Origin of the sequence: Anabaena sp. UHCC 0187 (assembly GCF_009712035.1) — a bacterium.
GTDB lineage: Bacteria > Cyanobacteriota > Cyanobacteriia > Cyanobacteriales > Nostocaceae > Dolichospermum.
Map to the genome: position 1 here is coordinate 270474 of NZ_VILB01000011.1, position 23261 is coordinate 293734.

The 23261-nt window shown below is 36.5% G+C and carries 23 protein-coding genes; 14 read left to right on the forward strand and 9 right to left on the reverse strand.

Features of this window, described 5'->3' with window-relative positions:
* Positions 1-40 precede the first annotated feature (40 nt).
* Entirely contained in the window at positions 41-1627 is a 1587-nt protein-coding gene (locus FJR11_RS10290; RefSeq protein ID WP_168503592.1) for a helix-turn-helix domain-containing protein, read from the reverse strand.
* Between the two features lie 815 nt (positions 1628-2442).
* On the opposite strand from FJR11_RS10290, the gene fdxB reads away from it, so the two are divergent.
* From fdxB to FJR11_RS10330, 8 genes are all read left to right on the forward strand, one after another.
* Entirely contained in the window at positions 2443-2736 is a 294-nt protein-coding gene (gene fdxB, locus FJR11_RS10295; protein ID WP_168503593.1) for a ferredoxin III, nif-specific, read from the forward strand.
* 561 nt (positions 2737-3297) lie between these two features.
* Complete coding sequence (locus tag FJR11_RS10300) at positions 3298-4890, forward strand: cbb3-type cytochrome c oxidase subunit I (RefSeq protein WP_168503594.1); 1593 nt, start codon at positions 3298-3300, stop codon at positions 4888-4890.
* Positions 4891-5185: 295 nt separating this feature from the next.
* Positions 5186-5671, forward strand: coding sequence for a hypothetical protein (locus FJR11_RS10305; RefSeq protein WP_168503595.1), 486 nt, complete (start codon positions 5186-5188; stop codon positions 5669-5671).
* 49 nt (positions 5672-5720) lie between these two features.
* Entirely contained in the window at positions 5721-5876 is a 156-nt protein-coding gene (locus tag FJR11_RS10310) for a hypothetical protein (protein WP_168503596.1), read from the forward strand.
* A gap of 21 nt (positions 5877-5897) precedes the next feature.
* Positions 5898-6509, forward strand: coding sequence for a cupin (locus tag FJR11_RS10315; RefSeq protein WP_168503597.1), 612 nt, complete (start codon positions 5898-5900; stop codon positions 6507-6509).
* 151 nt (positions 6510-6660) lie between these two features.
* Positions 6661-7149, forward strand: coding sequence for an ArsC/Spx/MgsR family protein (locus FJR11_RS10320; protein ID WP_168503598.1), 489 nt, complete (start codon positions 6661-6663; stop codon positions 7147-7149).
* 284 nt (positions 7150-7433) lie between these two features.
* Entirely contained in the window at positions 7434-8240 is an 807-nt protein-coding gene (locus FJR11_RS10325) for a TPM domain-containing protein (RefSeq protein WP_168503599.1), read from the forward strand.
* A gap of 239 nt (positions 8241-8479) precedes the next feature.
* A complete protein-coding gene (locus tag FJR11_RS10330; protein WP_168503600.1) occupies positions 8480-9109 on the forward strand; it encodes a precorrin-8X methylmutase in 630 nt (209 codons plus the stop codon).
* Positions 9110-9183: 74 nt separating this feature from the next.
* Here FJR11_RS10330 and FJR11_RS10335 read toward each other — a convergent pair whose 3' ends face one another.
* Positions 9184-9870: a phosphate ABC transporter permease gene (locus tag FJR11_RS10335; RefSeq protein WP_168503601.1), complete on the reverse strand. Its 687-nt coding sequence runs from the start codon at positions 9868-9870 to the stop codon at positions 9184-9186.
* A gap of 214 nt (positions 9871-10084) precedes the next feature.
* On the reverse strand, positions 10085-10921 hold the full coding sequence (gene dapB / locus FJR11_RS10340) for a 4-hydroxy-tetrahydrodipicolinate reductase (protein ID WP_168503602.1): 837 nt from the start codon (positions 10919-10921) through the stop codon (positions 10085-10087).
* A gap of 225 nt (positions 10922-11146) precedes the next feature.
* Here dapB and FJR11_RS10345 point away from each other — a divergent pair, with 225 nt between their 5' ends.
* Together FJR11_RS10345 and FJR11_RS10350 are read left to right on the forward strand one after the other, a co-directional pair.
* The gene (locus FJR11_RS10345) at positions 11147-11551 is read left to right on the forward strand and encodes a hypothetical protein (RefSeq protein ID WP_168503603.1); all 405 of its coding nucleotides are present in this window, start codon (positions 11147-11149) and stop codon (positions 11549-11551) included.
* Entirely contained in the window at positions 11538-11870 is a 333-nt protein-coding gene (locus tag FJR11_RS10350; protein WP_168503604.1) for a hypothetical protein, read from the forward strand. Before FJR11_RS10345 ends, FJR11_RS10350 begins: the two co-directional genes overlap by 14 nt.
* Positions 11871-11902: 32 nt before the next feature.
* On the opposite strand, the gene FJR11_RS10355 is transcribed toward FJR11_RS10350, so the two are convergent.
* The 5 genes from FJR11_RS10355 to FJR11_RS23550 all read right to left on the reverse strand — a co-directional run bounded on the left by FJR11_RS10355 (position 11903) and on the right by FJR11_RS23550 (position 16383).
* Positions 11903-12085, reverse strand: a complete 183-nt coding sequence (locus tag FJR11_RS10355; RefSeq protein ID WP_174762996.1) for a hypothetical protein — start codon at positions 12083-12085, stop codon at positions 11903-11905.
* 58 nt (positions 12086-12143) lie between these two features.
* On the reverse strand, positions 12144-12518 hold the full coding sequence (locus tag FJR11_RS10360; protein ID WP_168503605.1) for a DUF1257 domain-containing protein: 375 nt from the start codon (positions 12516-12518) through the stop codon (positions 12144-12146).
* Between the two features lie 148 nt (positions 12519-12666).
* Positions 12667-14256 (reverse strand): AAA family ATPase, encoded by a 1590-nt coding sequence (locus FJR11_RS10365; RefSeq protein ID WP_168503606.1) that lies wholly within the window; start codon positions 14254-14256, stop codon positions 12667-12669.
* Between the two features lie 115 nt (positions 14257-14371).
* A complete protein-coding gene (locus FJR11_RS10370) occupies positions 14372-15415 on the reverse strand; it encodes a HEPN domain-containing protein (RefSeq protein WP_217358223.1) in 1044 nt (347 codons plus the stop codon).
* 149 nt (positions 15416-15564) lie between these two features.
* On the reverse strand, positions 15565-16383 hold the full coding sequence (locus tag FJR11_RS23550) for a GUN4 domain-containing protein (protein WP_254444733.1): 819 nt from the start codon (positions 16381-16383) through the stop codon (positions 15565-15567).
* 999 nt (positions 16384-17382) lie between these two features.
* Between FJR11_RS23550 and FJR11_RS10385 the strand changes: the two genes are divergently transcribed.
* On the forward strand, positions 17383-17772 hold the full coding sequence (locus FJR11_RS10385; protein ID WP_168503608.1) for a DUF1815 family protein: 390 nt from the start codon (positions 17383-17385) through the stop codon (positions 17770-17772).
* A gap of 160 nt (positions 17773-17932) precedes the next feature.
* On the opposite strand, the gene FJR11_RS10390 is transcribed toward FJR11_RS10385, so the two are convergent.
* Complete coding sequence (locus FJR11_RS10390) at positions 17933-18778, reverse strand: alpha/beta fold hydrolase (RefSeq protein WP_168503609.1); 846 nt, start codon at positions 18776-18778, stop codon at positions 17933-17935.
* 752 nt (positions 18779-19530) lie between these two features.
* On the opposite strand from FJR11_RS10390, the gene metG reads away from it, so the two are divergent.
* The 3 genes from metG (at position 19531) to lptC (ending at position 23215) form a co-directional block, all read left to right on the forward strand.
* Entirely contained in the window at positions 19531-21126 is a 1596-nt protein-coding gene (gene metG, locus FJR11_RS10395; protein WP_168503610.1) for a methionine--tRNA ligase, read from the forward strand.
* A gap of 218 nt (positions 21127-21344) precedes the next feature.
* Positions 21345-21974: an NYN domain-containing protein gene (locus tag FJR11_RS10400; RefSeq protein ID WP_168503611.1), complete on the forward strand. Its 630-nt coding sequence runs from the start codon at positions 21345-21347 to the stop codon at positions 21972-21974.
* The gene (lptC, locus tag FJR11_RS10405; protein ID WP_174762997.1) at positions 21974-23215 is read left to right on the forward strand and encodes an LPS export ABC transporter periplasmic protein LptC; all 1242 of its coding nucleotides are present in this window, start codon (positions 21974-21976) and stop codon (positions 23213-23215) included. The genes FJR11_RS10400 and lptC overlap by 1 nt, the downstream gene beginning before the upstream one ends.
* Positions 23216-23261 lie beyond the last annotated feature (46 nt).

Here is a 23261-nt window from a genome sequence, read left to right on the forward strand (position 1 = left end):
CCCGACTTATTTAAGAGGTCGGGGATATCTTTTATGAGTTTTAACTAATATCTAGCAATTGTTTTAGAAGCATTTGGTCATCTAGTTTAGCCTTTAAACGACCCTTTTCCACATCACGAATCCAGCTTTGGCTTTTTTCCATCAGCTTTGCTAATTCCCTTTGGGAAAGGTTCATTTTTTTGCGTCCTTCTGTAACCTGTTCCCCTAGCAAATTACCCGTTTGTTGATGATTACTTTTAGCTTTAGTGGTGCGACGTTGTTTTTTATCTGATTCTGAACGTTTATCCCAGTCTGGGGGAAGTTCAAAAGATGAAATTCGGGCATTCATCAGCAAATTCCATTTACCACGGGGTCCGCTGTCTGTGAGACGAGTTTCACCACTACCATCATTAATCCAAAATTCCAAAGCTTCCTCTGGATCTTCAGGAATATCAACTAATTTTGCCCACAAAGGTTGAATTTCTGGGGGATAGGTAACAGGATCAAAGAATGGCTTAACTCCATAATGATTGAGAACTTCTAAATCATTTTCATAGGCTTTAAGTAGGCGTTTGCGTTCTTCCCTATGCCTAGAAGCTTGAGTCACTTTTTCCTCACCATAAGCAACGCGCAGCAAGGTAGGAACAGTGATGCGTTGTTCCCTACCCATTTTAGTTTTAAATAATAACCAAAGCATAAGTCTAACAGCACCTTCATGTTGTTGCCACAGACTCATAACTGTGGTTAATAGCGTTTTGGGAAGACTGCCATATTGATAAAATGTGGTGCGTTCTTTACATCCTTGTCTGTTGAAGAAATGTTGAGTCCACATTCCCGCTTTGATTGTAAATGTCAGTCCAACTAAATATTTACAACCTTGATCATCTTCTTGAAAATGATGTTGAGTATCTGTCAAATTCCATAGATAACTATCTTTAATAGAAAAACTGGGAACTCTACCTTGTTGCGGCCAGTCAATAGAAACCATCAGCGAACAAGTTTGATAAACGATGTTTTTAATTAAACCGAGTTTGGTACTTTTGCTGAGGTCTTTACGTTTTTCTAAGCCCAAATACTGTTCAATTTGTCGTTCATCAATGGTAAATTCTTCCTCCCAAGGTTGATCTAGGGCTGTAATTTGAGCAGCAAAAATGAGATGAATACAAGCAGCACGGATGTCTAAATAATCAATTGCTTGTAAATTATCAGCCCGGTTATTAACTGGAAATAGGTCTTGGATATGAAAAGAAATTGTCCCTTTTCCTTGATTAACTGAGCGACTGTAATGTAAATTACCATCCTGATCTTTTTCCCATTGTAAAGATGTCCGTTGTGCTAGTAAATTGCAAGCTTCCCAGATAACTATTGCTGACGCGAAGGGGTTATTCTTGCCATTAGAAAATAGATCAGGACTGGTAGCATCCCGTGGTTCAACTTTGCATCTTCCCTTTTTTGCGTGTATAGGTATAGGCGCATTTGTTGGACAAGCAATCACACATTGTGGTTGTGAATAATAACCCTCACAATTATTACAAAGGGCAGGATCAACCCAATATTCATCATCTTCGATTTTAATTGCACCCGTAGGACATAGGGGTCGGCAGTTGTCACATCCCACGCAACTGTTGTTAGGAATTATATGCGGCATAGGAAGTATTCCTACTTTAATCGTTGAGATGTTTGGCTCAAGTCTCCCCTTAATTTGTCCTTTTGATTCATAACTCGCTACCAAATTACCTCTATAACGAGAAGATATGTTTCTCGCCTGATTAATTACTCATAGGGTTAATGAAGCCAGATTTTGTAGCTATTGATATTTTGCAAAATTAGGCTTCATTACTTCTTCATTAACTATACATTTCATAAAGATTTCAATAAGATTGTTCAGTATGAGCTTGGCAGGATTTCTTAATATTTACCTAGATAATTTACTGTCATAATGTTTATTTTTGGCTATATAAATTATGCCAGATGTTTCTGAGTAACATATTATTGCAGAGAACAAGAAATAGAGAATAGCCAGCAAAATGGTTCAAAAATAGAGGAAATGATTTTTTAATTGTGTATTTATAAATACTGTCACCAGAATATTTTTAGCTAATTCAAAAATATTTGCAAATAGGGGGTCAATAAAGCTCATGATCAGCCTTGACAATTGATTATTATTCTTATTTAATCAGGTATGCTTAGATTTATTAACTAAGACTTATTGAGAAAATAAATTTTAAAAAAAGCTGTAAAAGCCTTTATCATTAAGCCTTAGAAATAAAAATACTAGCTAAAGTTATTAACAAGCAATATCATTTAGTATTTGAGAGTAACCAAAAATAAATAGTATTATTTAGCAAGTCATCAAAATTTGATAAAAAAGTTAATTTTGGTTCTTAAAAAAATAAAATATCAGGCTAGGATGAAGATTAAAGGATTAACTAACATCTAGCTAAAATTGCTGAGGTTTGATTCATGTCTACATTAACAGGATTGACGTTTGGAGGTAATGCTTGGACTCCTAAATTTGCCCAAGAAATAGATAAAGACAAATGTATCGGTTGTGGCAGATGTATGAAAGTTTGTGGTCATAAAGTTTTAGGCTTAATGGCTTTGAACGAAGAAGGTGAATTTGTAGTAGATGAAGATGAGGAAGAAGTTGAACGGAAAGTAATGGTTGTGACTCAACCAGAAAACTGTATTGGCTGTGAAGCTTGTTCTCGGATTTGTCCCAAGAATTGTTACAGTCATAACACATTAGATAAATAACATTCTTGGTAATTTTCAACGGTGTGATGTACTGCAAAACACTGGTTATTTTTGTCAAATTTCTAAGCAAGGTAACTAGAGGGGAATCTCAATATTTACCGCAACTTGTTAAAAAGTTCACAGTAAACAGAAACGTAAATCTTTACTTGTGATCAACTAACAGAATCATACTTGCTACTATTTTTTCTACTTCTATTTAATTCATGAAAATCCCAACTCTCAGATCCTCGATTTTTCAAATAAGTCGGGGATTTTGTGGTTATCAATATGAAAAAATATGGAAATTTACCGATTTTTTATTAGTTACAAGTTAGAACAGTAATAGTAAAAATCAAAAAAGTAGCCCTATCTTCAGAAGAGAATCCGGGGTTACAAAAACAAAGTCTATCTTCACGGACTTTTGATACTTAGATCAGGGAAAACTAGATTCCTAAAAACAAGACATGGATCATGTAGTTGCTGTGAATTCTGAACATTTATCCACATTAAAATTCAAATGTAACTCCAGCAACTCTTGAGTCATTGCTAATTATGCGCTAATAACTGAAAACTAACAAAAATATGGCACAAGTAGATTTTCCCGTTAATCCACCACCAGATGAAAGTCAAGCACCAACACGGCTGGTTACTAACAATTTACATCCTCAGAGTTGGAAATTTCAAGATTATTTTACATTTAATACTGATCACAAAGTCATTGGGATTCAATACTTAGTGACAGCTTTTGTATTCTATTTCATCGGTGGCTTGATAGCGATAACATTCCCCACCAAATTAGTAACACCAGATTCTAATTTCCTTAATCCTAATTTCTACAATGCTTTCATGATCAATCATGGGACAATCATGATTTTTATATGGATTGTTCTCAGTACAATTGGTGGATTTGGTAACTATCTAGTTCCCTTGATGATAGGTGCTAGAGATATGGCGTTTCCCAAATTAAATACAATTGCCTTTTGGTTAAATCCACCCGCAGGATTATTACTATTATTAAGTTTTATCTTTGATGGTTCTCAATCTGGTTGGACGGCTTACCTACCATTAAACCTAATTACCGCAAACAACGCCCAAATCTTCTGGATTTTGGCAATTGTGTTATTAGGAACTTCCTTAATTTTAAGTTATATCAACCTTGTCATCACCATTTTGACAATGAAAGTTACTAACATGAAATGGCATCAACTACCTCTATTTTGTTGGGCAATTTTAGTAACTTCTATGCTGGCAATTTTATCCATAGTAGTATTAGTAACAGGTTCAGCCATACTGTTATTTAATATTAACTTTGGCACATCTTTCTTTAACTTAGATGGAGGTGATAATGTCATTATTTACCAACATTTATTCTGGCTTTATTCCCGTCTCGCAGTTTATTTAATGATTCTGCCAATTTTCGGGATTATGTCCGAAGTTATTTCTACCCATACACAGAGACCAATTTTTAGTTATCAAGCTATCGCTTATGTCAGTGTAGCTATTTGTGTTGTCTGTTTATGGGTTTGGGTACACCATTTATTCACCAGTGAAACACCCAATTGGATGCGAATTTTATTCACTATTTCTACCCTGATTATCGCCGTTTTTACAGGAATGAAAATTTTCAGTTGGGTAGCAACCCTATGGAGTCTAAAAATCCGCTTTACCAGTGCTATTTTATTCGCCATAGGCTGTTTAAGCAGCATAATAATGGGAATAGCCCCCTTTAATGTTCACAACACATATTATTTATTCACCCATTTTTACTACGTTTTATTTAGTAGTTCAATCTTTGGTATTTACGCAGGTATATATCACTGGTTTCCCAAAATGATCGGTAGAATGATCAACGAACCCTGGGGACGAATTCATTTTCTGCTGACGTTTATCGGTACTAACTTAACATTTTTATCCATGCACGAACTGGATTTACAAGGAATGTCGCCCCAATTTATCGGCTTAAATCAGCTTTCCACCATTGGTGTATTCATCTTGGGTCTTTCGGTCATTCCCTTCACCTTCAACGCCATTTTCAGTTGGAGAAAAGGCGAATTTGCAGGTGATAATCCTTGGCAAAGTTTAACTTTAGAATGGAAAACCAGTTCTCCACCTATTATTGAAAACTGGGAAGTTTTACCTGTTGTTACCCATAGACCTTATGACTATAATCCTTAACTGTCTTAATCAGGATTGTGAAGATTAAAGGATTCACAGGATTAATTATTTATAATTTACTCATGTTGAATATACAGCAGTTTCCAATGATATGAGGTGCATCTTAACCCCCTCACTCCCCCCGCAACGGGGGGAAGAAAAGGATAAATTTTTGATATTGACAGACTTCATTTTCTCTCAGTTTACCAAAGTGATAAAATAATTAAATTTATCTAACTAACTACAATTTTAACTGTTAAATAGTAAATATGGAAAATCCCAAATATTCCAGAACAAATGGGATTAATTGCCTATTATGCAAATTGATACAAATAGATTTTCATGGTTTGATGTAGCAGATGATGTCAAAGAATTATTAATATTAGCAGCACAGACTTGGGAAAATACGGAAGAATCTACAAAATATATGCAGCAAGCTTTAGCTAAAACAGGAGATAACACAGATGTTTTAGTTGCAGCTTATAGATATTTTTACTACAAAAATAATTATGTTCTCGCACTGACAACAGCAGAGAAAATAACCGCTAAAATAAAAAAAGCGGAAAATCTACCTGATAAATGGGAAGAACTTAAACCTATCCTAGTTAACCGTCACGAAGAACCCCAAATCAGATTGTACTTAACTGCTTATGCTGCTTCAGGTTTGGTATTAGCTAAACTAGGAAAAATAGAACAAGCTAAGGAAATCAGTACCAGAATTAAAGGTATTGATGAAAAAAATGATTTTGGTGCTGGTATTCTTCTTGATATTTTAACCCGTCCACCAGAAGATGATGATTAAATGTGGACTGGGGATACAGAAAAAACTGACAACAAACAACTGAAAAATTATGAATAATTGGTTATCTCTCAACTTAACTGCTCATAATGCACTTGCTGCATCTAATACTGTTAATAATCCTCTTCAGCTTCCTGTATCTCCCGTGAATCCTGGAAATTTATTTCCTAAAGTATATGTTCCTATAGTTCCCTTACCAAAATATTAGTAATTACATAGTCTATAAATTATGCAAGGTAAGGATTGGTTTGTTACTGAAAATGGACAGCATGAAGTTTGTAAATCAGCAAGATCATGGGATTTGTTGCGTGATAATTATCGTCTGTATCGCTTTTTAACTGAAGTCGAAGATGTCCTCCATAATGTTGAAGATGAATCAACTCGACTTCCAGAACTAAGAATGTTGGTAAGACGGTTAATTATTAATTCCTATTGGATACAAAGTCAATTTTCACAACCTGATTCAAAAACAGGAATCTCAGTTTTACTTTTATATAATGAATTAGGATTTCCCTTAACTGTACAAACAGTGACATTTGCACCAGGAACAACTTCTAATATTCATAATCATGGAACATGGGGAATAGTTGCAATTTTAAAAGGTCAAGAAAAAAACACATTTTGGCGGCGCAGTTTTCATCCAGATTTTCCTGATCGAATTGAAAAAACAGGCGAAATAAATTTATCTCCCGGTGATATTGTGAGTTTTACACCTGAAACAATACATCAAGTTCAAGCCATTGGTGAAGAACCAACAGTAACATTTAACATTTATGGGGAAACAAACCCCAAACAGAGATTTGAATTTGATGTAATTAATCATATTGCTAAGAAGTTTTAAATGTAGTGGCAAAAAAAGAAATAACAGTTTAATCTGAGTAATAGGGGATTGAGAGAATAAATAGAGAATATTTACCTATTATTAAAAGCCAATCTGCGGTTAATTATTTCCTATCCACAAATTCAACCATAATCTTATAGGAGAAACAGCAATGGCCAGAGTAATTTTCTATGAAAAACCAGGTTGTAAAGGTGGTACAAAGCAAAAAGTTTTGCTGACAGCCGCAGGTCATGAAGTAGTGGTATATAACCTATTAACAGAACCTTGGACAGCGGAAAAACTGCGGTCATTTTTTGGCGATCGCCCGGTCATTGAATGGTTCAATAAAGCCGCACCTAGAGTAAAATCAGGAGAGGTGAATCCTGAAAATATCAACGCTGAAAATGCTTTGGTAATGATGCTTAGAGATCCTTTATTAATCCGTCGTCCCTTAATCCAAGTAGGGGATAAAAGAGAAGTAGGCTTTGATGTCGAGAAAATTGACGCATGGATAGGCTTAAAAGCCGTAGATGACTCTTTAAAACAAATGAGCGAAAGTCTCATGCAGCAAGACCTTCAAGGCTGCTCTCATGGACACAATCACGACCACCATCATGGTAAAGGTAGTTGTAAAAATCACGGACAAGAACACCAGCATTAAATATTCTTAAATTTAATACTTAGATCCCCGATTTTTCCAACAGGTCGGGGATCTTCAAATATACATAGATCAACCTCTAAGTACAAGCTAAATAAAAATTCTGGGAAATTCTTGAAAAAGGAATATGCAAAATATCCCCAAGAATTACAAAGAAATGACATGACTAATGGAAACGATAGCTGATTTTCTGATAAAGTAAAGAAGTGTAAAGAAGTATCACTTTTACGTTACGCTTTGCAAAGCACTTGTTACATTCTCCCGTTGATAATAGTATAAAAACGTTCATGCACCTGTGTTTTTGGCGACGAATTTTAGTATCAATTGCCGTATTTTGCTTTATTGGCTCAATTTGGGCAATTAATTCCCCATCTGCCCTAGCTTATGAAAATCCCGATTTACTACCCAGCTTTATAACACCAGTAGTAGATTTAGCAAAAACTCTCCCTGACCCCCAGGAAGAAAAACTAGTTAAAGAACTAGAACAATTTGAAACTGATACTGGTTGGAAATTGCGCGTTCTAACTCAGTACGACCGCACCCCAGGGAGAGCAGTAATTAAATATTGGGGTTTAGACGATAAAAGTATTCTCTTAGTAGCAGATGCTCGTGGTGGTAACATCCTCAGCTTCAGCGTCGGTGATGCGGTTTATGAATTCTTACCTCGCACCTTCTGGATTGAACTACAAACCCGCTTTGGTAACTTATACTTTGTCCGCGAAGAAGGAGAAGATCAAGCCATTCTCCAGGCTCTAGATTCAGTCAAAGGTTGCTTACTTAAAGGTGGTTGTAACGTAGTTCCTGGACTCCCTAGAGAACAATGGATACTCACCCTTGTTACCTCCGCTGTCGGTGGGATTATTTGTGGTTTTGCCGCTCAACCCCGCAACGACAAACAAATAGTTGCTTGGCAATGGGCATTAATTTTCTCACCTTTATGGGGAATCTTATTTATTGCTTTTGGTATTGCTCCAGTTATTACCCGCACAAGCGATTGGTTGCCTCTAGTTCGCAATATTTCCGCCTTTGCAATTGGTGCTTTAGTTGCTTATTTATCCCCCGCTTTTAGTCGTCCTTCCAGTACCGAGCCTTAGGTGCTAAGTCAAGAAAAAGGGTTTAGGGGTCATAGGTGCAGGGTTCTGTCCAGGACATAAGCCAGACAAACTTTCCCAAAAAAGCCACATTGTTTGGTTATTTGAGAAATAATTACCTTTTCCCCGTTCCCTTTAACAAGACTTTTTGACTTCCAACCTCTTTAACTATACTGACATTCTTAACACTGGCTGAAACTGATGATAAGCTGAAAACTAATATATTAAGAAGTTAAATAGCAATGGAATGGCACGTGACTGATGCTCAAAGTTTGGCAATTATTGATAGTGAAATTGGTGATCATGTTTTTTCACCAGCAGAGTATGAAATCGTTCGGCGTGTAGTTTATGCCACCTCTGATTTTGAGTATCAATCCTTAATCCGGTTTTCAGAACAGGCTTTACAAGCTGGAGCCGCCGCCCTAGCCTCACGCACCACCATTGTCGTAGATGTGCCAATGGTGCAAGTAGGTATAGCCTATGATATTCAAAATACATTTGCCAATCCAGTGTATTGCAGTATGGAAGCACTAACACGACCCCAAAAAGAAAAAACTCGCGCTGCTTGGGGTATTGAAACCCTTGCTAGGCGTTATCCAGAGGGAATATTTGTAGTTGGTCAAGCACAAACAGCATTAACTGCACTGGTTGACTTAATTGAAGCTGAAGAAATTAGACCCGCTTTAATAATTGCTACCCCCGCAGGTTTTATCAATTTAGAAACTGCAAAAGAACGATTACAAGAATCCCTTGTTCCTCATATCACTATTGAAGGTCGCAAGGGTAACGCAGTCGTAGCTGCCGCTATTGTTGATGGCTTAGTAGACTTGGCTTGGCAAGCCTATGGACAAGATAGAAATGGCGGGGGATGAGGCAGGGTGCAGGAGGGGGCAGGGAGCAGGGGCAGATTTTTACCAATTACCAATCACCAATCACCAATCACCAATTACCTATCCCTCTCTCTTCCTGAACGGCGACGGGGTCTTCTTTCCTGGTCTGGACGTAAACGCATACTAACTTCATTAAAGAAGTCTTTGCGAACATAGGGATAATCACTTACCCACAAGTCACGACTGGGAATGTATATATCGCTGAATTCTTCAATGGTGCTTAAATCAGGGCGGTTTGACATTACTACCATTTCGGCTATTTGACCGCGAGTAATGACTTTGTGGGCAGTCCGTAGTGGGGCTTCAAACTCCACACTAAATCCTGTGTCGTCCCCTATTTCTAAGTTAATCCGCTTTTCGCGGTTTTCGATGATGACTAACTCACCTTTACTGTTGACGGTTTCCTGTTTGCCCATTAACTTATCTGTGATCCACCAATCTAGCACTCGTCCCCGGAAAAAGCCACTGTATTTGTAACGGCGGCATTTTCCATTGCGGATACTTGCTTGGAATATGGGATACCAAAGCCAAAAAAACGCACCAAATACTCCAAAAAAGAAGATGAACCCAAATTCCAATCTAAACAAGAATTGGATTAGCAGTAGTATAGCTAAGGTAACTACGGAAATTAGTATCCGCTGCAAAAAACTGCTTAACTTCCCCCAATAATATTTATATTGTGGCCCAGAGGCAATCAGGGGGATGATTTGTTCAAATTTTTGGCGAGTTAGAGGAACGAGCATATTTTTGGCTTTTGGCTTTGAGATGGAAAAATGGCAATTTTCAAGGTAAGGATTCAGGATAGAGAATATGGAAGTCAAGATAATAATCGCTTTTCGAGTCAACTTTGATGAGGTTGAGAATGATTTTGAGAAAATCTCACTTCTCTCTATTCCTAATTCCATCAGCATTCTTCTGACTCCTGACTCCTGACTCCTGACTCCTGACTCCTTGCTTTTAAAGTATTTTTTCTAATCCATATACTAATGACTTTAGCTGATTAACTTTGCGGATGGCTAATAATACTCCTGGCATATAACAGGCGCGATCGCTGGTATCATGACGTAAGGTGTAAATTTGCCCGGCTGCACCAAAAATCACTTCTTGGTGGGCAATCAGTCCTGGTAAGCGGATACTATGAATTCTAATCCCTTCATCTGCTAAACTGCCTCTAGCTCCAGCTATTTTCTCCGTTTCTTCCACAATAGCAGTGTTAAAGGTTTTACCCAGTTCACCTAATAATTGAGCAGTTTGAATGGCTGTACCGCTAGGAGCATCAGCTTTTTGGTTATGATGAAGTTCGATAATTTCTACATGATCAAAATACTGGGAAGCTCTGACAGCGGCTTCTTGCAGTAGTACCATACCAATGGAAAAGTTAGGAATAACCAAACAACCGGTACTGGCTTTTTCGGCAAAATCAGCTAATTCTTCGAGTTGTGCGGGGCTTAAACCTGTAGTTCCCACAACTGGACGAATTCCATAGGCGATCGCACTGCGAATATTGTTATACACTGCATCAGGATGGGTAAAATCAACTAATACCCCCGGTTGCATCTGTCTTTCCCCAGCCACATACCCCAACATGGGTTCTAGTTGATTGGTAATCGGTACTTCTAAGGGTTCACTTAAACCCGCTAGTTCCCCAGCGTCTTTACCTTGATGTTCGGGAGTTGTGTCAATTGCACCCATTAAAGTCAAATCAGATGCTGCGGCTACTGCTTTAATTACCTCACGTCCCATTTTACCAGCAGCACCGTTGACAATAACCGGAATAGAAGCTTGATTGCTCATAGATTTAACAATTATTTTTAATTCAACACAGAAATTGTCTCACAAATGCAAGTCTTATAAAATTGATTTGTTTTGGACTACGCAACCATCAATAGTAATTGATCTTGTCAAAAAAGTTAAGTGGCAATATAATTAAATTATTATAGTATCATAGCTGCCATATTGTTTATATATCTAAAGTTAAATTTGCAGTAACTTGACAATTTAGACTCAGGAGTTAAAACCGTGGATATACTCATTGAATCTACCAAGGATTTTGAAAAAGATTTAGAACAATTTAATGATACAGAAAAGTTTAAACTTATTAAAGAGATGAATCGGTATTTTGCAACTTTATCTCAGGATAAGATGTTGTTTTATCAAAGTAGCGAACAACTCAGAAATATCAAACTCAATCATTCCTATGATTCTACTATATATGCTTTAAAAATTAATGATAATCAAAGAGTTATCTTAACCATTGACGATGATCCAATCTTTGATTGTACCGTGATTACATTATTTAGATTAGTTAAATTAGCAGATGCCGAAAAAGCATATAACGCAGTAGCTGAGTTAATTTATCAAGATTTTACAGTGGAAGAAAATCAAGAATTAGAAGCTGTTCTTCTGGGAAATGGCACAAATTAAACCTCTATTAGATGAGTATGGTGTGATTTATGAAGCCATGAAAATTCTTCCAGAAGATTTGAAAATTGATTTTCTCCAAGCTTTAGCAGAATTAGAAGACAATGAATGTCACCGAACCAGAAATTTCCCGAAAACTAGATTGCATAAAGTTACAGGAATCAAACAAGCTATTTATCGGGCTGACATTGATAAAATATCTGGTTGGCGGATTCATTTACAGTATATTGAAGGTAGAATCCATTTAAAAGATATTATTGGTGGTCAAGACCATGATAATGTTATTGAAGTAATTAAATCTAAAAAAGATAGATATGATTAAAATTACAGAAGCCTTTAATTTTTTATTTTTATTTATGTCAACTTATAAATTTCTCCCCTATTAATTAAAACTTTTCCTGTTAATAAATCCTTCGCAGTTGCTAATAAAATCCGTCGAGAATCAACCTCGAACAACACCGATATTCTATCCATTCCCGCTTCACCTAGTGGGTTAAGTTTTGCTACACAAACCTGTTGATTTTGATCGATATTCAACCTTTTGATATTCAGCCATAATGATTGTTCCTTTTTAATAATGTTAATAAATCAGAAATTAAACCCATCTACCAACCACAACCCGCACCGTACCATCTGCTAAAACTTTCTCTTCCTCCACATTAAAACCCTCAGTTTGAATAGTTTCCATCAAAGTTTTATGGGCGTATTTTTGACTAATATTATTAATAAACTCCTGCTGATTAATTTTCGCACCCCAAAAATCAGCCACTAACTCATAACTTTCTCCATTTTTACGAAAACCTAAATCATAACCATTAGATTGCTTAATCACATATTCAGCATTAGTTTTATCACCCATATAACCCCGAACCTGAGTATTTTGTTCAACCTGATAACCCAACTCCTTTAATACTTGAAGCAGCACTTCACCCTGCTTAATTTGCACCTTAATAGTTGTAAAATGAGACATAAAAAATCAACTCCTTATGTATTTTTGACCCCTCTCCAAACCTCTCCCCTAAGAGGAGAGAGGCTTATGAAATTCACGTTATCTTACTCAGCTAAACTCCAAAACCTCTTCCCTCTGCGTCCTCTGCGTCTCTGCGGTTCGTTTTAAATTAATCCACCTCCAAAGGACTTAAACCTTGCTGCTGAGAATAAACTTTTAACTCCTCAATTAACAGTGTATCAATAGAAGCCGTTCTTGCGCCAGCTTCCGCAGCCCAGCGTTTTAAACTGGTAATTTGTTCCTTAGCAATAGCCGCTAAAGGAACTGTTTCCGATACCGCAGCTAAAATATCTTCTGTGTTAAAATCCCGCCTATTACCATCTATTAAACTACCAAAAGCGCGGTGCATTCCATCAATAATTACTTGTTGAATTTCTGCACCGCTAAAGTTTTCGCTATTTTTGGCAAGTCTTTGTAAATCAAAATCTCGCAGTCGGGAAGGGCGAACTTTTTGAATGTGAACTTTAAAAATATCATGGCGTTCTTTTTCTGTGGGTAAATTTAAAAAGAATATTTCATCAAATCGCCCTTTTCTTAATAACTCGGCTGGTAATATTTGCACATTATTAGCAGTAGCCACCATAAACACCGGACTGGTTTTTTCTTGCATCCAGGTAATGAGTGTACCAAATACCCGGCGCGATGTTCCAGAGTCACCATCTACACCACTATTAATATTACCAAATGCTTTATCTATTTCATCCATCCATAATACACAGGGTGATATTGCTTCTGCTAATTGAATCATTTGGCGAATGCGATTTTCACTTTCTCCGACTATTCCCCCAAATAATCTCCCCACGTCTAAACGTAACAATGGTAAACGCCATTCATGGGCGATAGTTTTGGCTGATAATGATTTTCCTGTTCCTTGGATTCCTACTAATAAAACGCCTTTGGGGTTGGGTATTCCATAACGTCGTGCTTCTTCGGTAAAAGCATCTTGACGCATTCTTACCCACTGTTTGAGATTTTCCAAACCACCGACGTTTTTTAATGATTCATTGGCGGTGTAAAATTCTAAGATTCCGGTTTGGCGAACTGCTTGTTTTTTCTCTTCTAATACTCTATCAATATCTGTTTCATTTACTTGTCCTTTTGCTGCTAAAGCTGCGGCTAAAACTCTTCTAATTCTGGCGCGACTTAATCCTTGACAGGCTTTGATTAATTGTTCTTTTCCTAGTCCATTTAAGTTAAGTTTTTCGGGGACTATTAATTGCTGAATTAAATAATCTATTTCTTGGATGTTGGGTAAGGGAAAATCAATAACTGTAATTTCTTCTTGTAGTTCTGGGGGAATGGTTAAAGTATGACTGGTGAGGATGAGGGTTTGGCGTGTGCATTTGAGTTGACGGGTGAGGTTTTTGATAGCCCGAATTACGGGAGCATTTTTTTCTGTTTCGGGGTTTTTGAGGATAAAATGTATGTCTCGCAATACAAATATTGTGGTTGTATTTTCTGGGGTTTTGGTAATTCTTGATAATGCACCCATGACTGAACCTTTATCAGTTCCGTTGTCATCCCAACCGGTGACGATATCCCATAATAATAGTTGTCGTGGTGTCTGGGATATTTGGGTGAGTTGTTGGAGGACTTGTTCTATTGGTTCTTCTTCGACTCCGACTATATATAGTAGGGGATAGCGGGCGCGAAGCATGAGGTCTATTTGTTGGAGTAGTTGTTGATGGGGGTTATTCATTATGTATAAATAGGGGGATTAGTTGTTAGTTTATTGGGTTTTTAATTGATAAATCATAATTGTACTTTGTTAAGTAATTCATGACAGAAAATGGCACATAATTATTTTAACTGTATTAATCAAAATCACAATTATCATCCTCTAATTGATCATAATATTCTGATATTTCTGAGGAATATTCATGACCATACATAGCTTCCTCTAAAGGCATATAAAGTTTTTCGCTTATTAATTGAAAGATATTTAATGCAGCGTCTATCATACCTACTGCTTGCTCTGAGGAGACGGGCATAATATCATATCTAGACTTAGCATTGTTATGGAAGAAAGAATATTTTTGTATCTCTGATTCTATGTTTTCAGGAAAAGGAATAATTTGCCTGTAATCTTGAACTATTTTTAATAAATTGTGTCCATATTTGTTACGTCTTAAAATTTCTAGTAAGTCTTTAATTTCTTGATCCAGCATTAAATTTTCTGAAATAATACAAGCTTTTAATAGCTTTTCAATTGCTTGTGAAAGGGGAAAAATTATGAATTGATAATTACTGGTGCTGGTATTTTTTAAAGTAAGAATAGCAAGATTCAAATCCTCAATAGCAAGAGAAAGAAATTTTATTGTTTCAGCCGCTAAGTAAAAAATATTTTCTTGAAGACCGATAAAATCATTTTCACTTTTTCTTATTTTATCTCGCCAACGAATAACAGATTGTAGATTTTCTATAGCTGTCCATTGTATTTTTGCTCTTTTAAATTCCTCTTGTAAAAATTTATATTCTTGTTCTGTTAAATCTTTTATTACAATCTCTGGTAAATTTGTACCATTACGAATATTATAATATTCATATCCTGTTATTTTCTGCACACAAATCCAATAAATGTCTCCTTGAATAAAAAATGGTTTTTCTTGGAAAAAATTGCTGACATTTGTTCTAATTTTATAATTTCTTTCATACCAAATATCAATGTTTAACAACAATAAAATAGTATTTTGATTGAAATTAAAAGGATCAATATTGATATTCATATTTAAAGCATGGCATATTTCCCTCTTTACAATATCAACTCTGTCAAAAACAGATTTATTTTCACTTGCCAACCTGCGATCTATATTAGCTACTACTTGAGCTATTTTAGCATCTATTTCATCTTGGTTCATTTTAAATGCATCCTCAGATATTACGTAAAAACAGCTTTGTTTAGGTAATTTTAATCTAGCCATTTTCTTAGAAGATAAACTAGAAAATTTAGTTAGGTAAAATGGCAGATGATTAGTTATCAATCTATAAGCCTAAATAACAGACATAACTACAGTCCACAAGTCTTGACACGATAGAAGATCGCGAGACCCTTCCCTTTTTTCTCCCAAGCTTCAGTCGATTCACCATGAAATAACAGAAAATAACGGAGGTATTCTACAGAATACGGTAGATGTCCTCTTAATGCTGTCAAATCAAAAGTAATATCATTCTCTTTTTTAAAGTCCTTATTTCCAGGGTGGCTAGAGTTTCCTTTCATCCATCCTATCTGATCAGCAAACTTAAGCCAGTAGTGGAAGTCTCCAATCATCATTCCAGCCAAACTTTGATAAATCTGCTTCTGGACTGAAAACCCAAAACGGCCATCACTATATTTTACCCACAACTGGTCAATGGTGCGGAGGTCTTCACAGGGAAAGTTGTAAATATCTTCTGAATCGATATATTTTTCTTGCTTCGTAATAGTTAACATTACCCGTCTGGTTTCGTCATTAGCTTCTTTCCAGCTACCAGCACCAAGCAAGTTCCTTAGTTCTCTGTAGTCCATTCCTACGGATGATTTTAACGTTACTTGGTCGAATATTATTAAAGCTTCTTTTGCACTCGCTTCTATCCGAGAATTTAACAACGAATAAGCCGCATTTTGAATGTCCCAAGATTCATCCTTTAAACCTGCAATTACTAAATCTAAACCCTGTTCTCCATAATTCAATGCTTGCTTAAGTGCAGAAATTCTCACTTTTGCATCTGGATTTTGTAACCGCAATTTTACCCCTTCAATACCACCTAAAACGGCTGCACCTTCAAGTGATGGACTATTACCACCAAGCACAGCATCGTATTCTCGCGGTTGTTGTGGATTATTCATGATTGATTAATGGTTGGTTTCATGTATGCTGTATATAAAATAGCATATTATTGTCAGAATCAGGATGTCCAGGATTTAAGGATGTACAGGATGTAATTGTTTGATTATTGGTTGGTTGTTGATGATTAGTATAGATAAAAGTAAATATTTATGAAGTGAGATGTAAGAACAAATATATGAGTCTCATCTATAAATCATCAAATAACAATCCTGTAAATCCTATAATCCTGGATATCCTGATTCAGACAAATTCATCAAATAAAAATCCTGTTAATCCTCTAATCCTGGTTATCCTGATTCTGACAAATTCATCAAATTACAATCCTGTAAATCCTTTAATCCTGGTTATCCTGATTCTGACAAATTCATCAAATTACAATCCTGTCAATCCTCTAATCCTGAAAATCCTGATATGGCTTACGCCACGCTACGCTATCAGACAAAATATTATACTTTGTGAAAACCCGCTTCTCTCATATTAAGATCAGTGTTATAGAGGGGATTAAAAATATATATGTTAAAAATAATGTATTAATTAAGTATATTCACCACTTGCGTTAATCTCGATCTATGTTATATGATGTGAGGTTTATTTGAAATGGAGATAAAATACAAGCAACGAAAATAAGCGCTAGAGTGAATGAATCATCTTAATTCAGCTTTATATCGTCTGTGATAGTTCAATACATAGATTTAACGAACTTGACTATGAGTGGATTTAAGTTAGGCTAAAAACGTCTCAATTTCATCAAGTACAATTCTGACAGATCGGGAAAGGAAAATGTAAATTTTAATACCTGTGTTTGCTATAAGTACCTGAAAAATTGAATAGTTTGATACTTCTTAAACAATCGTTATCCACTAACCTAAACAAGTTAACTAATTAACGAACTCATGAAACACTAAAAATTGTAAATAATATCTTACAATGCCAGTTCATGAGAAAATCTAAAGAAAATATAAAATAAACTCAAATGACTGTGGTGTCTGGAGGGACAAGTGTTTTTAAGACTAGCAAACGAGCATAGACAATTTGTTCAAGATTTGGTAATGAATTTGCAAGCCTTAGCGGTTGTACTAGAACGGCATGGTTATCCTGCTTCCTGCTATACTTGCGGCGATCAGATGAACAGTGCATCTTTTATGGTGAGCTTAGGAGACAATCATTTAATTCGCTTTTTAGTATCTGATTATGGGATCACTTGGACAGAAATGCGTGATGATCGGGAATTAATGAAATTAGAAGGTGCAGAAGCGATTAACCAGCTAGAAGAACTAGCTACTCTTGTCAAAGAAGCAATGCAAACCTCTAAAAATACTGAGTATTCATCTCCAAAAGGTAAACGAACTTTACAGAATAGTGGGGGAAATGTGAAAACCCACCGATAGCAACCTGAGACTCCACCTAAATTTCAGGCTGCTTGCTACTACCTGTCATAAGATGAAGATGCGCCTATAATATCTTTGTAAAATTACATATTGTAGTAGCATTGATTTAGCTTGCTTCCCATAGGGGTATTGCTCCTAGGTAAATATAGCGCAGCCTTACCTACATAAAATTGGTACCATTAGGGCTTACTGTTGATGTGGTAATTTTTGGTGTATTGATATTAACATCTAAAAAATCATTATCTTTGAGAATTTGATAGAGATTCACATCTTGCTCTAACAAACAAGCATGACCGCTATTTGGTAGGATAAATGTCTGGGTATTTGGTAAAATATCCGTCAATCTGGCGATTTCCCTGACAGAAGGTAATAAAAGATCGCTGCCACTCCCAATCAATAAAACTGGTTGTGTTAGCTGTTGTAAATCTTTTTTATCAACTTGGAAATCTCGCAGTAATGATAAGCGCCAGTTTACAGTTTCTGACGGCAGAGAACGCATGGCTGTAAGCAGTGTATAGCGATCGCTTTGAGAAATCCGTTCTAATGATGCCAGAAAAGGTAACAAGCCCAATGCACCAATATTAAATAGGGATGATGGCACAAACTGAGTAACCTGGGATATCCAATTAAACCAAGGGTGCTGCTGCAAAGCCGAAGCGGGATTAATTAAGATAATACGTTTAAATAACTGAGGAGATTGGGTTGCTACTTGCATTGCTAAACAACCACCAAAGGATTCACCACATAGGTATATTGTCCGTTGACAGCTTTTTTCCAATTCAGCATGAATCAAGTCTAAAACATTCTTCGCTAAAACATCCCAACTAGCAAGATAGTCTTTGGGTATAGCCAAGCAACGAATATCCAAACAAGAGGCTAATTCCGGGATTTGAGATTGCAACAATTCACCAGTTCCATCCATTCCTGGTAAATAGATAAATAACGGAGAATCTGATTGTACTGGTTTTGGCGTTAAAAAACAAGGTTTAGGGGCAACTGCTGGCATTTTGCTGATTTTTATTCGTCTATTCTATCTTTAACTTTACCGTTTCTCTTATCCAGATGGGGATTGTGACGAAATTTTTATCTTTTCTCCTTTGTCTAAAATCAACCTTTCCAGATAAAAAATAACCAACTCTGAAACCATGATTACAGAATTTATAGCGATTTGTATTCATCATATATAAGTATGCAAAAGCGTTAAATTCTCCTAACTGGCAATAGTGTCACATTGGCATTGCATTCAGCTATCAGCATTCAGCTAAGAGCAGGAATAGCACAGAAAAGGAAAGGTTCATTTCCCTGAACTTACAGCCAGGTAATGAGTTTTAATTCCCTGTATTTCATGGAAAGCTGTGCCTTTTTTAGAGTAGCTAATGCCTAACGCGTAGCTTGCTGTTAGACATTAGCTCACGGCTGAATGTTTCACAGTTTTGTCAATTATTACTTGGAGAATCTGATATGCAAAACTATATCCACACAATTAGTTATATCCCTAGAGTTTGGGTTAGTGTATTCTCTGTAACTACCAATGAAAGAAACAGGTTTTACCATGATTATTAGTAAATACTTTCTCTGATTTGCCAAGAAACCAGGTGGATTTATAGAAGTAATTAAACAATTCTTCAGCCCATAAACTTGTTATCATTCAGGAGGAGTTTGAAAAAAAAGTAGCAATGTTATATAATTGCGTAGTTTTGTCTAGATAATCTAGATTATCAATAGAGAAAACTGATTAATAATTTGCTTTTATTGTCCATGAATCTTGTGAATAAAACAGAAAAAACTTTTGCACTGACAACACCACTATATTATGTCAATGATATCCCCCATATTGGCAGTGCTTATACAACTATAGCAGCGGATGTAGTAGCCAGATTTAATCGCTTGCAGGGGCATCAAGTGCTACTAATTACAGGTACAGATGAACACGGGCAAAAAATTCAGCGTTCAGCGGAGAGTTTAGGAAAACTACCACAAGATTTTTGTGATGAAATTGTCCCCAGTTTTATCCGCTTGTGGGATTTACTCGATATTCAATATGATCGCTTTAGTCGGACTACTGCACCCCGTCATCAAGCCATAGTCAAAGAGTTCTTTCAGCGTGTTTGGGAAAATGGTGACATCTACCAAGGAGAACAAAAAGGTTGGTACTGCGTTTCCTGTGAAGAGTTTAAGGAAGAACGGGATTTACTCGCAGACAAACACTGTCCCATCCATACTAACAAACAAGTGGAATGGCGAGATGAGCAGAACTATTTTTTCCGCTTGTCTAAATATCAAACTCAGTTGGAGGAATTTTACCAATCTCATCCAGATTTTATCCAACCAATCAGCAGACGAAATGAAGTTTTTAATTTTGTCGCTCAAGGTTTACAGGATTTTTCAATTTCGCGGGTAAATCTTGATTGGGGTTTTCCTGTACCTGTGGATTCTCAACATACATTATATGTATGGTTTGATGCTTTATTAGGTTATGTTACAGCACTATTAGAACCAGATGCAGAACCAACCTTAGCTAATGCCTTACAAACATGGTGGCCGATTAATCTGCACTTGATTGGTAAAGATATTTTACGCTTTCATGCTGTTTACTGGCCAGCAATGCTGATGTCAGCGGGTTTACCTTTACCAGACAGGGTATTTGGCCATGGCTTTTTAACTAAAGATGGTCAAAAAATGGGGAAGACTTTAGGTAATACCTTAGATCCTATCGCTTTAGTGGAAAATTATGGTAGTGATGCCGTTCGTTATTACTTCCTTAAGGAAATCGAATTTGGGAAGGATGGCGATTTTAATGAAATAAGGTTCATTAATGTTTTGAATGCAGATTTAGCGAATGATTTAGGTAATTTGTTAAATCGCACTTTAAACATGGTGAAGAAATACTGCGCTAGTCAAGTACCCTCCATTAACCAATCAGCTATTCCGGCTGAAAATCCTTTGAAAGCGATAGGGTTAGAGTTGGGAGAAAAGGTAAAACAAGCATATACAGCACTAGCTTTTAACGAAGCCTGTCACTATGTTTTATCTCTGGTGCAAGCCAGTAATAAGTTTATTGATGATCAAGCTCCTTGGTCATTATATAAACAAGGTAAGCAGGAGGAAGTGGAAGTGGTGCTATATGCGGTTCTGGAATCTGTCAGACTAGCAGCTTATCTTCTATCTCCAATTATTCCTAATATCAGTAGTGATATTTATCAGCAATTAGGCTGGGGAATCAACTTTAATAAACAAAAAGAAAGTGCAATTTTAGCCCCTTTTTGTACCCACGCAACCTGGGGAATATTATCCGATAAACAACATTTAGGAACACCTAAACCAGTTTTTAAACGGATAGAAACATCAAAATAAAAGATTAATTTTGGGAACTGCGAATTCCTGCAAAAACGATTCGGGGCTATTACTTACAGCTTATAGCTAGTTAAGGGAGTAAATAATTAAGGTGGTTTTACTACTGATTTTATAACTTCTGATGTATTGTCCCCGAAGACTTATCATAAGCAATTCTAACAATTATCTAGTTAGAGTTTTCTATCAGCACAGGGATAACAACACAAGGTATGACAACAATGTTGAATAATTTTGAAAACGACTCAATATTTACACCAGAACAAGTTTTGGAAAATCGGGGTCGGGTGGCTATCTTTATTGATGGCTCGAACTTATTTTATGCAGCACTGCAACTAGGAATCGAAATTGATTACACTAAGTTATTGTGCCGTTTAACTGGAGGATCAAGGCTGCTACGGGCTTTTTTCTACACAGGGGTAGATCGGACAAACGAGAAGCAACAGGGCTTTTTGTTGTGGATGCGTCGCAATGGTTATCGAGTGATTGCTAAGGATTTGGTGCAACTACCAGATGGCTCTAAAAAAGCTAACTTAGATGTAGAAATAGCTGTTGATATGATGGCATTGTGTGATTCCTATGATACCGCAGTTTTAGTCAGCGGTGACGGCGATTTGGCTTATGCTGTCAATTCTGTTAGTTATCGTGGTGTTAGAGTAGAGGTGGTGAGTTTGCGTTCTATGACTAGTGATAGTTTAATTAACGTGAGCGATCGCTATATTGATTTAGAAGCTATCAAAGAAGATATCCAAAAAACTCCCCGTCAAAGTTATCCATATCGGCCATTGTCTAGTATGGGCTTTTTAGACGATCATCGAGATAATAATAGACATCTAGAAGTTCCAGAATAATGCAATATTCACAAGGTAGGGAGAATGGAAGACAAGATGCAAAATATCAGAGGGGAACTAAAAATCATTCTCCCCACTTCTATTCATTGTTTTGGTTACGATTACCAACTAATTTGTTTTACCTGCCTTTGATATTGTGCTTGGGTTTATCCTTGTCTTCTTGCGGCAATCCATCACCTACCCAATCAAAACCTGAGCCGTCATCTCCAAAAGAAGATGATACTAAGTTAACTTTTTTTGGTGTGGCTTTAGAACAATTTGATGAGGTAGGAAAGCCAATTTGGAAAGTTAAAGCCAAACAAGCAAAATACACTACAGATAAACAAATAGGTGAGGCTGACAGTCCTGAAGGCGAACTCTACCAAGATGGCAAAGTTGTCTACCAAATTAAAGCAGAAAAAGCTGACATTAAGCAAGATGGTAAGCAACTATTTCTTCAAGGTAAAATTGTGGCTACTGATCCCCGGAATGGGATTGTTTTCAAAGGTAATGAGTTAGAATGGCGACCTCAAGAAGATTTATTGATTATCCGCAATCAATTAAATGGTAGCCACAAGCAATTACTTGCAGTAGCCCAAGAAGCTAAGGTGAAAACTCGTGAACAACGGGTAGAATTCTCACAAGGAGTAGTCGCAAAATCCACAGATCCACAGTTGCAAATGCGAACTGAACATTTAATCTGGCATATTAAGGAGCAAAAATTATTTAGCGATCGCTCTATCCAAGTAGAAAGATATAAAGATAATAAAATTACTGGACGTGGTTACGGTAATGGAGCGGAAATTAACTTAAAAACTCAAATTGCTATTCTCCAACCCCAGGCAAAATTAGAGTTAATAGATCCACTGATGCAAATCACTAGTAACTCAATAACCTGGAATATTAACAAAGAAAATATCACAACAAATTCTCCTATTCGGGTATTCCAATCTGCTGAAAATGTCACGGTCACTGCTAATCAGGGACAAATGAAAATACCCGAAAACACGGTGTATCTCACAGGTAATGTGAATGCAGTTGGGCAACGTCGTCAGTCTTTAAAATCAAATCAACTTACTTGGTATTTAGATAAAAAATTGTTAGCAGCCCAGGGAAATGTAGTTTATCGCCAAATTGAACCAAAATTAACTTTTCAAGGGGAAACAGCCGTCGGTAATCTAGAAACAGAAAATATTGTTGTCAAAGGTGGCAATTCTGGACGCAGAGTAGTGACGGAAATTATTCCCCAGGAAGGAAGGTAGAGGGCAGGGGGCAGGGAAGAAATTCTTTCTCCTTTCTTCCTTCTTC